Genomic DNA, 14927 nt, shown 5'->3' on the forward strand with positions numbered 1-14927 from the left:
GCAGTTAAGGTACGTGAAGAGATGACCGATCAATGAGTTCTGACAACCTGCCAGAGATAGACGAGCGCCGTTCGGGCTGGCTGACCATTCGTAAGGTCGCACCGTACCTGTGGCCAGAGGATGAGCCCTGGGTCAAACGCCGTGTGATTTTTGCGATGGTCATGCTGGTGCTGGCGAAGCTGATCGCTGTTTATACTCCGATCCTTTACAAAGGCGCAGTCGACAGCTTGGCGGGCGAAGGCGTGCCACCGCTTGCATTGGGCGCGGTGGGGCTCACTGTAGCCTATGGAATGGCGCGCCTGATGACGGTTGGTTTCCAGCAGCTGCGTGATGCCCTGTTTGCTCCGGTCGGCCAACGGGCCTTGCGAGCGCTGGCGCTGGAGACGTTCCAACACATCCATCAGCTATCGATGCGCTATCACATCACGCGACGCACAGGCGGCCTGAGCCGGATTATCGAACGGGGTGTGAAAGGCGTTGAGTTCCTGCTGCGGTTTTTGCTGTTTTCCATCGGCCCGCTGATCCTCGAGCTTCTGCTGGTCGCGATCATTCTCATGTGGCTGTTCGACGTTTGGTATCTGGTTGTCGTTGCTGTCACCATCGCGCTCTATATCTGGTTCACCTTTGCAGTCACTGAATGGCGGGTGAAGCTGCGGCGCGAGATGAATGATCAGGATACCGAGGCTAATCAGCGCGCCATCGACAGCCTGCTGAATTTCGAAACTGTCAAATATTTCAATGCGGAAGAGCGTGAAGCTGCACGCTATGATGTCTCGATGAAGGCGTACGCGCAGGCCGCGTTAAAAACCGCATATTCGCTGGCGTTCCTGAACTTTGGTCAATCGCTTCTGATCACCTGCGGTCTGATAGGTGTGATGGTTCTGGCAGCTATTGGCGTCCAAAAGGGCACATTGACCGTCGGTGATTTCGTTATGGTGAATGCCTATATGATCCAGATAACCGTCCCCTTGAATTTTCTTGGTACGGTATATCGGGAAATCCGACAGTCGCTTGTCGATATGGGGCAGATGTTCCAGCTGCTGGAACAGCCTGCAGAGGTCACGGACAAACCTGACGCAAAAGATCTGGTCGTCTCCGGAGGGCAGGTTGAGCTGGACCAGGTTCATTTTGGATATGAGGCGGACAGGGACATCCTGAAAGGCGTTTCGCTGACAGCCGAAGCGGGACAAACGGTGGCGATTGTCGGGGCAACAGGATCAGGAAAGTCGACGATTGGTCGGCTGCTCTTCCGGTTTTATGATGTGACGGGTGGTGCGCTCAGGATTGATGGACAGGATGTTCGCGATGTGACCCAGACCAGTCTGCACGCGGCCATTGGTGTGGTTCCGCAGGATACCGTCCTGTTCAATGATACCATCCGCTACAACATCGCTTACGGTCGCGAAGGCGCAAGTCAGGACGACGTGGAGGAAGCGGCCAAAGCGGCGCAGATTCATGATTTCATCACCGCTTTGCCAGAAGGCTATGACACGAAGGTAGGAGAGCGGGGCCTCAAGCTTTCGGGCGGTGAGAAACAGCGGGTTGGCATCGCGCGGACACTGCTCAAGAACCCGCCTATTCTGTTACTGGATGAGGCGACCTCGGCCTTGGACACAGATACCGAGCAAGACATCAAAGATGCCCTGGCGCGAGCGGGGGAGGGGCGTACGGTGATTACAATCGCGCACCGCCTCAGCACGATTGCCGAGGCTGACCAGATCGTTGTGTTGGAGCAAGGTGAGATCATCGAGCAGGGCTCGCACGATGAGCTGCTGGCGCGTCAGGGACGCTATGCGCAGCTATGGAGCCGTCAGCAATCAGATACGCAGGCAGCTTAAGATCGTTGGCGTTATTGTGCTTCGGAAACAAGGAATTCTCAGTATGGAAAAACACATATTGGTTGCGCTCTTTGCACTGGGAGTACCTGCAGTTGCGTGTGCTGACCCTATCGTTGGGCTTTGGAAAACCGAACCCGACCGCAAGAACCTGATTTCGCACATTCAGATATCGGCCTGTGGCGACAAGTTCTGCGGAAAGGTTGAATCAGCCTATGATGCCTCGGGCAAGGAGGTTCAGACACCGAATGTCGGAAAGCAACTATTCTGGGACGTGGCGAGTGAGGGAAGTGGAAAATATGGTGGGGGCGAATTCTGGATCCCAATGATTGACGTGGATGTGGCGCCTCAGATGACGCTATCGGGTAATACGCTGACAGTTCGTGGGTGCGAGCATGTGGTGTGCGGACATCAGACCTGGACCCGTTTGGAGAAATAAACCCTCATTATGTTTGTGGGTGGGATCGAATATCACCCCGGCATGAAAATTGCTTCATTAAGACGGTTTTGGTTGACGCGTCAGTGTTCAACCTTGAAATCAACTGGACCATTTCACCAAGCGAACCCGGCCGGGTTCATTCACAACAATAGGGAAGTACCGATGAAGTTTCGTCTTGTTGCGCCGCTGATCGCGGTTGCATTGTCCGCTACTGCGGCAGTTGCCGAAGATCTGGAATTTTTGCTGATAAATGAAAGCTCGGCAGATCTTGTTGAATTCAACGTATCGTCGGCTTCTTCCGATGATTGGGAAAGCAATCTGCTGCAGGGGGGATATCTGGCGCCGGATTATGAAATCGGCGTACTGATCGCGGATGGTCTTGAAACTTGCGTGTACGATATTCGCGGAGTTTTCGCGGATGGATACACGGTCGAAGACTATAGCCTCGATCTATGTGATTTGGGTGCCTATACTTTCTCAGATTAAGGTTTTGAACCTAAAAGAAAAAGGCGAACCCGAAGGTTCGCCTTTGTTCATTCTGCCGCTTTGATAGGTGCGGTTGGCGGATGTTCCGTCGGGTCGCTTTCTTCGTTGGGCGACGTAACCTCACGCGGTGTCCGGCCATCTTCCCAGACGATTTCGGTGGATTGCATGTCCCGAGCTGAGCGCCCGATTGCCATGTCCTGTGCAATCTGGCTGGATCGGCCGGCCGTCAACCGGGCCAACAACTTGCCTAACCAGACAGCATAGGTGGTCACCCAAACCCGCAGAGCAAGGAGTGATGGGGTGACGATCAGCGTCAGCACCGTCGCGATACCCAGTCCGAACACCACAGCAGTCGCCAGCTGTTTCCACCACAGAGCGGTTGGACTGTCGATCGAGTAGCCGCCGTTTATGAAGTCCAGAGACAGACCGAACATCATAGGTGTCAGACCAGCCATGGTGGTCAGCGTCGTCAGCAGAACCGGACGAATGCGTGCTTCGGCCGTACGGACGATTGCATCAATTCTGGGCATGTACCGGCTGTATTCCTGATAGGTATCGATCAGAACAATGTTGTTGTTCACCACGATCCCCGCCAGCGCGACAATACCGGTACCTGTCATGATGATCGAGAACGGCTGTTGCATCACCATCATCCCGATCAGAACGCCGGTCGTTGACAGCACAACCGCCAACAGCACCAACACCGAGTTGTAGAACGAGTTGAACTGCGCCAGCAGGATCACGAACATTAGACCCAACGCACCCATGAAGGCGTTCACAAGGAACGCTCCGGATTCTGCTTGCTCTTCCTGATCACCGGTCCATTCCCAAGAGATTGTTTTGGGGAAGGGGTCGCTGCTCAGCCACTCAGTCAGCACTGCAATCCGCTCGTTTGGATTGATCAGCGCAAAACGGGCGTCACCGCTGTCGATGCGTGTGATCAGGTCACCCGTGCTTTCGGCGCCGGTAAGCTGCACCAGCTCGAACTCTCTGCCGTCTCCACTCGTGATAACGGTACCGGCGGGTGTCGCACCTTCAACGATTTCCCGCACAACGGCCAGTCGTTGTTCAGTACCATCAGGACCATCAACAACCACCTTACTCAGGCCTGCTTCAACATCTGCCTTGATGTCGTAGTACCGTTCCTGATCGATCCGGTTGATCTCCGCCAGCTTCTTGACTGGCTGCCGCGTGACGAAGTTCGACAAGGGGACCAAACCGTCCGGTGTCCGAACCTTCAGCGTATCAAGAGTGGACAGAACCCGATCTTCGTCTGGCAGGCGGACACGGATTTCGATTTCCTCATCCGTGCTGTCGGGACGCATTTCGCCCAACAAGATGCCCCGCGTGACCAACTGGACCATGGCGCCGACGGTTGCAACATCCGCGCCGAAACGACCCGCCTTGGCGACATCGACGTCAATCTGCCAGTCGATGCCAGGCAATGGCAGCGAGTCCTCAGTCTTGATCAGGCCGGGGGTGTTGTCGAACGCCTCTCGCGCTGCAAGGGTCGAATTCGTCAGCTCTTCCCAATTGTCACCCCTGATCCGCAGGTGTACCGGCTTGGCCGATGCAGGACCCTGCTCAAGCGGTTGGATCTCGACAATGATGCCAGGAATTGAGGCCAGCTCTGCAGACAGTTCTTCTAGAACAAAGTCCCCGTCGTATTCAGGGGAAATGACCTGTCGATCGAACAATCCACCTAAGATGGGTTCTGAGATATTCGGGCGATCTTCCCAAGGCAGGATCTCAAACTGGACGCGACCAACTGTATCAGCAGGGGCCTCGGCGCCCCCGTTGTTCTGGTTGAGACCACCTTCGCCTGCAAAAGAGAACACATTGATCACTGCAGGGTGGGCGCCGATGACTTCTTCGGCGGCCAGAACCATGTCGTCCTTTTCATCAAGCGAAAGGTTCCCACGTGCACGGACGTAGGCCGTTGCCTGTTCCGGCTCGGTCTCAACAAAGAATTCGACACCACGATTGTTACTGCCGAAAGCGAACATGACCGCAAAAACGCCGGCCCCGATCAGCAGGATCGAAACAACGGGCATAACGGGATTGCCAACGAGAAACTTCATGACATAGCCGAAGACGCTGTGCTCTTTGGCAGTATGCACACGGGTTTCAGGTGCGCGTTCGATTTTGGCAGCGCTCAACGCTACGGACCCGCCGAACGCTCCGAACATCAGCAAAATCGCCCCAAAGATCACGCCACCAAAGGATGACCCGGGCATTAGGTAGTCGGGGTTCACCATCTGCATCGCACCCAGGAACATCATATAGAGTACTGGCGGAACAAGAACTGCACGCACCCACCAAGGAGTAGTAGCGCGCAACCAGTCAGAGGTGCGATCAAAGATACGGCTAAGGCGCCCGGATACACCGCCGACAACCGGCAGATAGATCAGCGCGACGACGAGTGAGGCCGACAGAACGAAGATCAGCGTGATCGGCAGCATCTTCATGAACTCGCCCGGAACGCCCGGCCAGAACAGCATCGGCAGGAATGCGCAGAGAGTCGTGGCGGTCGAGGATACGATCGGCCAGAACATCCGCTGAGCCGCCTCGACATAGGCGTGCATCGGGCCAACGCCTTCCTTGATGCGTTTGTCCGCATATTCCACAACAACGATCGCACCATCGACCAGCATGCCAACGGCCAGGATCAGCCCGAACATTACCATGTTCGAGATGCTGACCCCCATCATTGCGAGCAGGGCAAAACACAGCAGGAAAGAGGTTGGGATCGCAAAACCCACCAGCAGCGCGGCACGGGTCCCCAACGAGGCCAGAACGACAATCATCACCAGTGCGATTGCTGTCAGAACCGACCCTTCCAGCTGGCGAACCATCGAATCGACGATACGGCTCTGGTCGTTGGATGTGCCGACATCAACCGCTGCCTGCAGTTCAGTTGGCCACTTTGATTGTGCTTCGGCAACTTTCGCTTTCACCTCAGCAACCGTATCGATCAGGTTGAACCCTTTGCGTTTGACGACCTGGAGCGCCACGGTCGACTCGCCATTGAAACGGGCGGTGCCCGCTCGGTCTTCGAAGGTGTAGTTGATCTCAGCAAGCTCACCCAGCGTCACGACACGATCGCCGTTCACCTTGACGGGCAGGCCATACACATCCTGAGCCGTTTTAAACGAGGAAGGGATCTTGACCGAGAATGTGCCCTGTTCGGTTTCAACCTCGCCAGCTGCAATTAGCTGGTTGTTATTCTGAACAACATTAATCAGCTCATTGGCGGTGACATTGTAGGCTTCAAGACGCAAAGGATCGATCACGACCTCAAGCATCTCGTCGCGATCACCCGCAATTCCCGCTTCAAGAACTGAATCAAGCGCTTCGAGATCGTCCTGCAGGTCCTTGGCGATACGCGCCATAGTGCGTTCGGGAACCGCACCGGTCAGGTTGACGATGACGATTGGGAACTCCGAGAAATTGACCTCGGTGATCGTGTATTGCTCGGCTCCGTCGGGGAATTTGCTCTGCGCTGTATTCATCGCATCGCGTACATCAGCGATGGTGGCGGACTTATCCCAGCCGAACTCGAATTCCATCAGGATACCAGCGTAGCCCTCGGCGGCGGTGGCTGTCATCTTATCCAGCCCGTCGAGATCGGCCATCTCGGTTTCCATCGGCTTGATCAGCAGGCTTTCGCTGTCCTCGGCCGAAATGCCCGGGAACTGAACCGATACGAACAGCATCGGGATATCGATGTCCGGTTCGCCTTCCTTGGGCAGGTTCACATAGGCAAACCCGCCGATAATCAGCGAAATCGCGATGAAGGCCAGAACCATTCGGGCTCGATCAGCGGCCCAACTGACAATACCCGTCATTGCGAAGCTTCCCGATATGTTGGTGCGACCGTGACGCCTCGGGTCACGAATTCCTGCCCGACAACGATAATGTCAGTTGTTTCCGGCAGCCCGCCAATCCAGACGCCCTCGGACGTATCCCGCAGGATGCGGACGGGTTTGAAATCAACGACATTTTCAGCGCCGACTGTTCGAACTCCGAGTTGACCGTCATTGTTCAGGGTCAGCGCGGATTGGGGCAGCAAATGCGCCTTAACCCCTTCGGCTGCGATCTGAATGTTTGCAGTTTGACCATCACGGATCAGCAGTTCTGGGTTCGGAACAGTGATCTCAACCTCGAATGTGCGAGTGGTTTCGTCTGCCGAACGGCTCAAAAACGTCACCCGGCCTTCGACCTGAAGGCCTGTTACCAGTTGAGCCGATGCAAGAGAGCCTACGATCACACGGTTCACTTCGGTTTCCGGAACGAAACCAACCAGCTTGATCGGATCAAGCTGAATGACCGTCGCACAAAGCGAGCCTGGTTGCATCAGGCTGCCCAATTCGGCTGTGTCACTTTCCAGTAGGCCCCGGAATGGCGCTTCGATAGTTAGACGCTCGAGCTCACGCTCAGCCGCAGCAACCTCGGCAGAGGCGGCTTCGATCCCCGCCTGTGTGGCTTCCAGCCCGGCTTCGGCCGATTTGATGCCTGCCTGGGCTGTGCTCATCGCAGCTTCGCTGGAGATACGGCGGGTTTCAGAACCAAATCCGGTCTCGGACAGTTTACGTGCCGCTTTCAGGTTGATCTCTGCTTCGGCAACCAGCGCATGCGCTTCTTCGAGACGTGCCTCAGCTTCGGGAACCCGGCTTTGCGCTTCTAGTTGGGCGGCTTTTGCCTCGGTCAGGCTGGCGTGGCGCGTACCCGGATCAAGCTCGCATAGCAGATCGCCCGCTTCGACAAAGGCGCCCTTGCGCTTTGGCTCGGATACAACAGTCGAAGTAGTTTCAGACAGAACTTCTACCTGACGGTTGGCTTTGGTCTGCCCTCTAAGCAGCACAGCGCTGTCAATTTCACGAGCGGTCGAACGCAGTGCCACCACTCCGATGGCCTTTGAGGCCATGGTGTTAACTTCTTCAGAATCGGTCTCTGACAAGGTTTCGGTCTCGGCATCGCCGCGACCTGCAAATGCAAACAGAGCGTCACGCTCAAAAACTAGTAAATATAACGCGACAATAACCAAAAGGGCGTTGATGAATGAAATCAACCGCATGCCGTGCGTCTCCTTGAGTTCTTCGCAATACCGTAATCGGTGTGCATGCCATGAAATGGGGCTGGGCATGCTGCATGTCCATACTGAACTGAATAGTTCGGTTTACTTTTTTTCGCAAGAGGCGGCCCATCTGGTGCAAATGTGCAAATTCCGGCACTTGGCTTGCCGATGGTGCCGGGGTATGACATGGCGCTATACAGCTGAATACAACGCCTGGGGGCAGGAATGAGCGACGTCGACAGTTTTATTGATGAGGTCACCGAAGAGGTGCGCCGCGACCGGCTCTATCTGCTTTTGCGCCGTTGGGGCTGGGTTGGCGTAACTGCGGTAGTTCTGATCGTAGGCGGTGCGGCATTCAATGAATACCGTAAAGCGCGTGACACAGGCAGGGCCGAGGCTCTGGGAGATTCGATTCTGTCTGCTCTTGCCGAAAACGGTTCGGCTGAACGGGCCGCGAAACTGGAAAGTGTGGAAACCCAGTCTGTAGGTGGTGATGCTATCCTGAACATGCTGCTGGCTGCCGCACAGGTTGATACGGGTTCTGAGCAGGATGCCATCGCAAATCTGAACAGCATTGCCGTTCAGGGCGAATTGCCACAGATCTATCGCGATATGGCGGCATTCAAAGCATTGCTGTTGCAGGGAGAAAGCCTGCCTGCTGCCGATCGCCGACTGCAATTCGAGGCGCTGGCGGCACCTGGTGCCCCGTTGCGCTTGCTGGCCGAGGAACAGTTGGCGCTGATCGACGTGGCCGAAGGAAACACCCAGGCAGCTGTGGACCGACTACAGGCGTTGCGACAGGACGCCGAGGCAGGTGTGGACATTCAACAACGGGCCACGAACCTGATCGTGGCGCTGGGCGGAGAGCCGGAACCGTTGGTGGCTCAGCAAGGTTGAGCTTTGGCAGCGGTTTAACGGAATAGACAGGCGAGTTCGGAACTTCATGGAAATAAGACTTTTCTCCCGCTTTGGTTTGTCGGTGGCAACGGTCGCATTGACGGCGCTGAGCGCCTGTCAGGAACCTGAGATTATTCTGCCCGGTGAACGCGAAGACATTCGCCCTGCTGCGGATACCGAAACTGTTGAGACCCGTGGTTCAAAGCCGATCAGCTTGCCAGCCCAGAGCCGGAACGCAAACTGGTCTCAAAGCCCGGGCACATCTGCATTCCGTACCACAAATGCCGCGCTCAGCAGCGCTCCTCGATCGATCTGGTCGACCTCGATCGGCAATGGCGATTCTCGCAAACAGCGAATTACGGCCGAGCCGGTTGTCGCCGGAGGGTTGATCTATACCCTCGACTCAGGTGCAACCGTATCTGCGGTGTCACCTCAGGGGCAGGTGGTCTGGAGCACCAACCTCATTCCGCCAACAGATGGTGATTCCGACGCCACGGGCGGTGGAATGGCTTATTCTAATGGCGTGCTCTATATCTCATCCGGCTATGGCCGTTTGACCGCGTTGGACGCCAAAACAGGTGCCAAGCGTTGGCAAAAACGTCTGAACGCGACAGGCAGCGGGTCACCTCTGGTCAGTGATGGTCTGTTGTACTTGGTCGCAGGGGATGAAACCGGTTGGACCATAAACACCAAGGACGGTCGTATTGCCTGGCAAATTGAGGGTACGCCAAGCGTAGGGAATGTGTTGGGGGCGCCAGCACCTGTCATCGCTTCGGATCTGGCTGTGTTTGCATTCGGTTCGGGTGATATTGCCGCGACCTTCCGTCGGGGTGGGATCAGACGCTGGAATGCTTCGGTAGCCGGAGGGCGCCGCGGTCGTGCTGCTGCGCAGATCTTTGACGTCACAGGTGGGCCCATGGTTGTGGGTGATACGATCTATATCGGCAACCATTCCGGACGGACGGTGGCGTTTGACGCGAACACTGGAGAACGCAACTGGACAGCAGATGAAGGGGCAGTCGATACAGTCTGGCCTGCTGGAAACAGCATCTTTTTGATCAGTGATCGGAGCCAGCTGATCCGGTTGAACGCAGCGGATGGGTCGGTCGTTTGGGCCAAGGACCTTCCGGGCTTTGTCAAAGACAAGCCGGGTCGTCGCGGCGCGATCTACGCGCATTATGGTCCGATCCTGGCTGGTAACCGCATCGTAATTGCTTCGAATGATGGATATCTGCGGTTCTATAGTCCTACGGACGGCACTCTGGTTCATCAGGTTGAAATCCCCGGTGGTGCAACCACAGCACCGGTTGTGGCTGGCCAAACGCTGTATGTTATGTCCACCAAGGGACAACTGCACGCTTTCCGTTGACGAAAAGATGCGCTAAAGGGCGCGTCTGAGTCTTGAAAGTTGAGTATCATGTCGCTGACCCTCGCCATCGTGGGGCGCCCGAATGTGGGCAAATCCACCCTGTTCAACCGCCTCGTGGGCAAACGTCTGGCTTTGGTCGACGACCAGCCCGGCGTAACGCGTGACCTGCGCGAAGGCGAAGGGCGTCTGGGTGATCTGCGTTTTACCGTAATCGATACCGCGGGTCTTGAAGACGCGACCGATGACAGCCTTCAGGGACGTATGCGGCGCCTGACCGAGCGCGCAGTCGATATGGCTGATGTCTGCCTGTTCATGATTGATGCACGCACAGGGCTGACGCCGACGGATGAGATGTTTGCCGATATTCTGCGCAAGCGTTCGAAACACGTCATTCTGGCGGCCAACAAAGCCGAAGGCTCAGCCGCTGACGCAGGCGTGCTGGAGGCCTATAATCTGGGTCTGGGTGAGCCTGTTCGTCTGTCGGGTGAGCATGGCGAGGGCATGACAGACCTATACGCGCAGCTGATGCCTATCGCGGACGCGATGGAAGAGCAGCAGTCTGAGGATACCCCGCAAACCGATATCGAGTTGGATGAGGAAGGAGAGGGCGAAACACCTCTCATCACTGATGCGAAGCCTCTGCAAGTGGCCGTGGTTGGTCGTCCCAATGCCGGTAAGTCGACGCTGATCAACAAGATCATTGGTGAAGATCGTCTGCTGACTGGGCCCGAGGCCGGAATTACCCGGGATGCAATCAGCCTGCGCATTGACTGGGCCGATCCGGATGGCGAAAGCACTCCGATGCGTATCTTTGATACAGCGGGCATGCGAAAAAAGGCCAAGGTTCAGGAAAAGCTTGAAAAGCTGTCGGTCTCGGATGGGCTGCGTGCGGTCAAGTTTGCTGAAGTGGTCGTTGTCCTTCTCGACGCGGCCATTCCGTTTGAACAGCAAGACCTGCGTATCGCTGATCTGGCTGAGCGTGAAGGTCGGGCGGTCGTCATTGCTGTTAACAAGTGGGACATTGAAGAGGACAAGCAGGAAAAGCTGCGTGATCTGAAACAGTCTTTCGAACGTCTGCTGCCACAGCTGCGCGGAGCACCACTGATTACGGTTTCTGCGAAAACGGGCCGCGGCCTGGAACGGTTGCGTGCAGCAATCCTGCGCGCCCATGATGTCTGGAATCGTCGCGTGCCAACCGCCGCCTTGAATCGCTGGCTGACAGCAATGCTAGAACAGCACCCGCCTCCTGCGCCACAGGGACGCCGGATCAAGTTGCGCTACATGACGCAGGCAAAAACACGCCCGCCAGGTTTTGTCGTCATGTGCTCGCATCCAGACAAGATGCCGGACAGTTATTCGAGGTATCTGGTCAATGGCCTGCGTGAAGATTTTGACATGCCGGGTACGCCCATTCGGCTGACCCTGCGCGGCCAAGGCGACAAGAACCCCTACAAGGGTCGGCGGAAGAAAAACGCCGGTGCTTTGGCCAAACATCTCAAGGGCAGGGCGTAACTGCGCCAATTTTCAGCATTTTTGACCGAAGGGCGTGACAGGCCCTTGGCATCGCGTTAGCATTCATGAGCGTGCATCTGTTTTTGTGCGCGCAGCTTGTTTGCGGACAAACCGCACATAGTTTTGAAAAGGTTATTAATCCGGACCATCGTTGGGAGCGGGCTTGATGGATCTGAGGGAATACACAAGACAGTACGCGGTGCAGGACAACAGGCTGGCCGCGTTTAGCTATTTCGGGACATTTGCAGTCTACTTTGCATCCCTGACATTAGCGATCGTGTATGTAGATCGTTGGTACATTATGGTACCGGCAGGGATCATATTCGCGTTTGCGGCCGTACGCCTGTATGTATTGCAGCACGATTGCGGCCATCACTCACTATTCGAAACACGACAGCAGAATGAATGGGCAGGGCACGGGCTGTCACCATTTACGTTTGCACCGTTCGAGGTCATGAAGCAGAACCACAATCTGCACCACTCGGGGATCGGTAATCTAGAACATCGAGAAACCGGCGAAATCCATACGATGACCCTCCGTGAGTGGGAGGCCGCCGACTGGAAAACCCGCCTGTTCTATCGGCTTTATCGCAATCCGTTCATCCTTGTGCCCGTAGGCGCACTGTTCACCTATTTCATCCGCTACCGCTGGCCAAAGAATACCATGCGTTTTGGGGTCAAAGGCGTATTGCTACACAATCTCTCCATCGTAGTCTTCTTGGGTCTCCTCTACCTGATCGCAGGAACAGCCGGCATTCTGGTTTGGCTGGTCTTTTCACTGCTGGGGGGAATGCTGGGAGTGTTCCTTGTCTATTTGCAACATAACTTTGAAGATACGTACTGGGATCGACGCCCAGAGCTTGATCCCAAAATAGCGGCTCTTCACGGATCATCCGCGCTCGATTTCGGTTGGTGGTTTGACAATGCCGTCGCCTGTATCACCTTGCACGACATACACCATTTCAATGCCCGCATTCCTTCATACCGACTGCGCGCATGTCATTACAATCTGCCGCCTGAATACACGCCGCGCAGGATCCAATTCCCCGAGGCTGTAGCGGCGCTTAACCTCAAACTTTGGGACGAGGACAAAAAACGCCTCGTTCCGTTCCCCAAGAAAGGCAAAACGACCGAACTGGTGCATAGCAGTTAGGTACATGTAGGTGATCAGCCACCGGCTGTGACTTGCAGTCATGTATATGCTGTGTATATACGTTTGATCAAGGAGATAGAGAAAGGACCCGGAATGACACCAGTTACCAGCGTAAAGGGCGTAGGAGACGCGCTTGCAAAATCATTGGCCGATAATGGCTATAAAACCGCCGATGATCTGGCAAAGGCGAACCCGAAAGAACTGGTTAAGGTCCCTCGAATAGGCGCGGCCCGTGCGCCGATCCTGATAGCAGCTGCTAAGGCTGCGGTTTCTTCGAAACCCACTGCAGCAAAAACCACTGCAACTCGGGCACCAGCACGAAAGCCTGCGACCCGCAAGCCTGCCGCGCGTAAAACCGTAGCCAAAAAACCTGCGTCTGCGCCGCCAACCAAAGCAGCAAGCAGGGCTACGGTGAGAAAGACATCGGCCACGGCTTCAGCTGCAGCCAAGAAGGCCGAAGCCGAACGTAAGGCGGCAGAAAAGCGTGCCGCGGCTGAAAAGGCTGCGAAAGAAGCCGCAGCCGCCGAAAAGGCTGCAGCGGAAGCTAAGGCAAAGAAAAAAGCCAAGGCAAAAGCCAAGGCAGAAAAAGCGGCCAAAAAGAAGAAAGAGATGGAAGCCGCAATTTCCAAGGCCAAGGAAAAGGTGAAGGCCAAGTCCAAGAAGGACAAAAAGTCAAAAAAGAACGACAAGAAAAAAGACGAAAAGAAAAAAGACGGCAAAAAGAAAGACAGCAAGTCGAAGGATAAGAAAAAGGCGAAGAAGTAATCACTTCTCCGCCTTCGAACCGGAAACCGGTAGCCTGTTGGGCTGCCGGTTTTTTTACGCCAGAGTTCCGTCCAGTTGCAGCGTGAGTTTGCCGCCCAGATAGGGGGCAAGTACATCTGGCAACGTGACTGTGCCGTCTGCATTCTGACCGTTCTCCAGGACTGCAATCAGGCAGCGGCCTACAGCAAGGCCCGAGCCGTTCAGCGAATGCACATACTCCGGCTTGCCGCCCCCTTCGGGACGGAAACGCGCATTCATGCGTCGGGCCTGAAAATCGCCGGTGGTCGATACCGAACTGATCTCGCGATAGGCGTTCTGCCCGGGCAACCAGGCCTCGATGTCATAGGTTCGGCGTGCGCCGAACCCCATGTCACCCGTGCACAGGACCACCGTGCGGTAGGGGATGCCCATCTGCTCCAACAGATCTTCGGCACAGCGTAACATGCGCTTCTGTTCATCATCCGAATTGTCGGGATGTGTGATCGAGACCATCTCGACCTTTTCGAACTGGTGCTGACGCAACATGCCTGCGGTATCTTTACCTGCGCTACCAGCTTCGGACCGGAAACAGGCTGTGTGTGCCGTCATCCGGATAGGCAGGGCGCTTTCGTCCAGGATATCACCCGACACCGAATAGGTCAGAGTGACCTCGGACGTTGGGATCAGCCACCAGCCGTTTGTGGTCTGGTAACTGTCCTCACCGAATTTCGGCAGCTTGTCTGTTCCGTACATGGCTTCGTCACGCACCAGAACCGGCGTCTGCATTTCTGTCAGACCGTTCTTGTCGATATGCGTGTCCAGCATGAACTGGGCCAGCGCACGGTGAATGCGTGCCACGCCTTTCGACAGGTTCACAAAGCGGCTGCCGCTGGTTTTGGCGGCGGTCTCGAAATCCATAGCCGCAGCAACGGCTGGGATCTCGTAGTGCTCTTTGGGCGCAAAATCGAGCTCACGAGGGGTGCCCCAACGGTTGACTTCAACATTGTCGTCTTCGTCTTCACCTTGCGGAACATCGTCAGCCGGCAGGTTGGCGATGCGGGCCAGTTGGTCGGTGAGCAGCGCGTCCAGATCTTTGGCTTCGGTCTGCATATGTGCGACCTCGGCCTTTTTCTCAGCCACCAGCGCGCGCAGGCGCTCGAACTCGGCTTCATCGCCGCGTCCCTTGGCGGCACCAACTTCTTTGGAAGCTTTGTTTTGCTCAGCCTGGGCTGTTTCTGCTGCCAGAATCTTGGCGCGGCGGCTTTCGTCCAGCCTTAGCAAATCTGACGACACCGGCGCGTCCCCACGGCGCGCAAGAGCGGCGTCGAAGGCGGCTGGGTTTTCGCGAATGGCGCGGATGTCGTGCATATCTCAGATCCTTGATAAGTGAATCACTGCAGCCGCTTATGCACCAT

General features: G+C 55.9%; 11 protein-coding genes. 8 read left to right on the plus strand and 3 right to left on the minus strand.

Features of this window, described 5'->3' with window-relative positions; translation table 11 throughout:
* Positions 1-32 precede the first annotated feature (32 nt).
* The 3 genes from ACR0CW_RS05420 to ACR0CW_RS05430 all read left to right on the plus strand — a co-directional run bounded on the left by ACR0CW_RS05420 (position 33) and on the right by ACR0CW_RS05430 (position 2760).
* Positions 33-1838, plus strand: a complete 1806-nt coding sequence (locus ACR0CW_RS05420) for an ABCB family ABC transporter ATP-binding protein/permease (RefSeq protein ID WP_480787065.1) — start codon at positions 33-35, stop codon at positions 1836-1838.
* A gap of 43 nt (positions 1839-1881) precedes the next feature.
* Entirely contained in the window at positions 1882-2274 is a 393-nt protein-coding gene (locus ACR0CW_RS05425) for a DUF2147 domain-containing protein (RefSeq protein ID WP_480787066.1), read from the plus strand.
* Positions 2275-2436: 162 nt separating this feature from the next.
* Entirely contained in the window at positions 2437-2760 is a 324-nt protein-coding gene (locus tag ACR0CW_RS05430; protein ID WP_155151218.1) for a hypothetical protein, read from the plus strand.
* A 47-nt stretch (positions 2761-2807) separates the two neighbouring features.
* On the opposite strand, the gene ACR0CW_RS05435 is transcribed toward ACR0CW_RS05430, so the two are convergent.
* Together ACR0CW_RS05435 and ACR0CW_RS05440 are read right to left on the minus strand one after the other, a co-directional pair.
* Positions 2808-6608 carry an efflux RND transporter permease subunit gene (locus tag ACR0CW_RS05435; RefSeq protein ID WP_480787067.1) on the minus strand — a complete coding sequence of 1267 codons (3801 nt, stop codon included), beginning with the start codon at positions 6606-6608 and terminating at the stop codon, positions 2808-2810.
* Positions 6605-7837 (minus strand): efflux RND transporter periplasmic adaptor subunit, encoded by a 1233-nt coding sequence (locus tag ACR0CW_RS05440; RefSeq protein WP_480787068.1) that lies wholly within the window; start codon positions 7835-7837, stop codon positions 6605-6607. The genes ACR0CW_RS05435 and ACR0CW_RS05440 overlap by 4 nt, the downstream gene beginning before the upstream one ends.
* A gap of 225 nt (positions 7838-8062) precedes the next feature.
* Between ACR0CW_RS05440 and ACR0CW_RS05445 the strand changes: the two genes are divergently transcribed.
* From ACR0CW_RS05445 to ACR0CW_RS05465, 5 genes are all read left to right on the plus strand, one after another.
* Positions 8063-8734, plus strand: a complete 672-nt coding sequence (locus tag ACR0CW_RS05445) for a hypothetical protein (protein WP_480740131.1) — start codon at positions 8063-8065, stop codon at positions 8732-8734.
* A gap of 46 nt (positions 8735-8780) precedes the next feature.
* Positions 8781-10103 (plus strand): PQQ-like beta-propeller repeat protein, encoded by a 1323-nt coding sequence (locus ACR0CW_RS05450; RefSeq protein ID WP_480787069.1) that lies wholly within the window; start codon positions 8781-8783, stop codon positions 10101-10103.
* Positions 10104-10151: 48 nt separating this feature from the next.
* Positions 10152-11615, plus strand: coding sequence for a ribosome biogenesis GTPase Der (der, locus tag ACR0CW_RS05455; protein ID WP_480787070.1), 1464 nt, complete (start codon positions 10152-10154; stop codon positions 11613-11615).
* Between the two features lie 166 nt (positions 11616-11781).
* Positions 11782-12768: a fatty acid desaturase gene (locus ACR0CW_RS05460; RefSeq protein ID WP_480787071.1), complete on the plus strand. Its 987-nt coding sequence runs from the start codon at positions 11782-11784 to the stop codon at positions 12766-12768.
* Positions 12769-12861: 93 nt separating this feature from the next.
* Positions 12862-13533, plus strand: coding sequence for a helix-hairpin-helix domain-containing protein (locus ACR0CW_RS05465; RefSeq protein ID WP_480787072.1), 672 nt, complete (start codon positions 12862-12864; stop codon positions 13531-13533).
* 54 nt (positions 13534-13587) lie between these two features.
* Here the strand turns inward: ACR0CW_RS05465 and serS are convergent, their stop codons facing one another.
* On the minus strand, positions 13588-14880 hold the full coding sequence (gene serS, locus ACR0CW_RS05470; protein ID WP_155151200.1) for a serine--tRNA ligase: 1293 nt from the start codon (positions 14878-14880) through the stop codon (positions 13588-13590).
* Positions 14881-14927: the final 47 nt, after the last annotated feature.

Source organism: Ruegeria sp. CH6 (assembly GCF_056537005.1).

Bases quoted from the DNA above. Each gene is read 5' to 3' on its own strand.
- ACR0CW_RS05420 (WP_480787065.1), top strand. From the start codon at position 33: ATGAGTTCTGACAACCTGCCAGAGATAGACGAGCGCCGTTCGGGCTGG.
- ACR0CW_RS05425 (WP_480787066.1), top strand. From the start codon at position 1,882: ATGGAAAAACACATATTGGTTGCGCTCTTTGCACTGGGAGTACCTGCA.
- ACR0CW_RS05430 (WP_155151218.1), top strand. From the start codon at position 2,437: ATGAAGTTTCGTCTTGTTGCGCCGCTGATCGCGGTTGCATTGTCCGCT.
- ACR0CW_RS05435 (WP_480787067.1), bottom strand. From the start codon at position 6,608: ATGACGGGTATTGTCAGTTGGGCCGCTGATCGAGCCCGAATGGTTCTG.
- ACR0CW_RS05440 (WP_480787068.1), bottom strand. From the start codon at position 7,837: ATGCGGTTGATTTCATTCATCAACGCCCTTTTGGTTATTGTCGCGTTA.
- ACR0CW_RS05445 (WP_480740131.1), top strand. From the start codon at position 8,063: ATGAGCGACGTCGACAGTTTTATTGATGAGGTCACCGAAGAGGTGCGC.
- ACR0CW_RS05450 (WP_480787069.1), top strand. From the start codon at position 8,781: ATGGAAATAAGACTTTTCTCCCGCTTTGGTTTGTCGGTGGCAACGGTC.
- der (WP_480787070.1), top strand. From the start codon at position 10,152: ATGTCGCTGACCCTCGCCATCGTGGGGCGCCCGAATGTGGGCAAATCC.
- ACR0CW_RS05460 (WP_480787071.1), top strand. From the start codon at position 11,782: ATGGATCTGAGGGAATACACAAGACAGTACGCGGTGCAGGACAACAGG.
- ACR0CW_RS05465 (WP_480787072.1), top strand. From the start codon at position 12,862: ATGACACCAGTTACCAGCGTAAAGGGCGTAGGAGACGCGCTTGCAAAA.
- serS (WP_155151200.1), bottom strand. From the start codon at position 14,880: ATGCACGACATCCGCGCCATTCGCGAAAACCCAGCCGCCTTCGACGCC.